Below are 279 nucleotides of genomic sequence, written 5' to 3'. Positions count from 1 at the left end.
TCAAAAATTAAACTTCTTCTTTCAATGTTTATCATACAAGTGCGAGAAGTATGGCATTGAGTATGTAAAAGCTGATAAATGGTTCGCCTCAAGCAAGATTTGCTCATGTTGCGGAGTGAAATACGACTATTCAGTTCAACCAGAAGGACAGTGGAGTTTAAAAATACGTGAGTGGCGTTGTGTTCCATGCAATAGCCATCACGATAGGGATGTAAATGCTGCGATAAATTTATCAAGATGGGTAAAATAAATGCTTGATAATAGGAGGTAACGATACTG

The 279-nt window shown here is 37.3% G+C and carries 1 protein-coding gene; it reads left to right on the top strand.

Going from position 1 to position 279, the window contains the following annotated elements; genetic code table 11:
* Nucleotides 1-250: zinc ribbon domain-containing protein (locus KVT31_RS29500; protein WP_140392334.1), on the top strand; the 250-nt coding region annotated here is incomplete at its 5' end.
* Nucleotides 251-279: the final 29 nt, after the last annotated feature.

The sequence above is a fragment of the Bacillus sp. GbtcB14 genome, assembly GCF_019091205.1.
In the GTDB taxonomy this organism is placed as follows: Bacteria; Bacillota; Bacilli; order Bacillales; family Bacillaceae_G; genus Bacillus_A; species Bacillus_A cereus_AG.
This window is presented reverse-complemented; position numbering and strand designations above follow the sequence as displayed.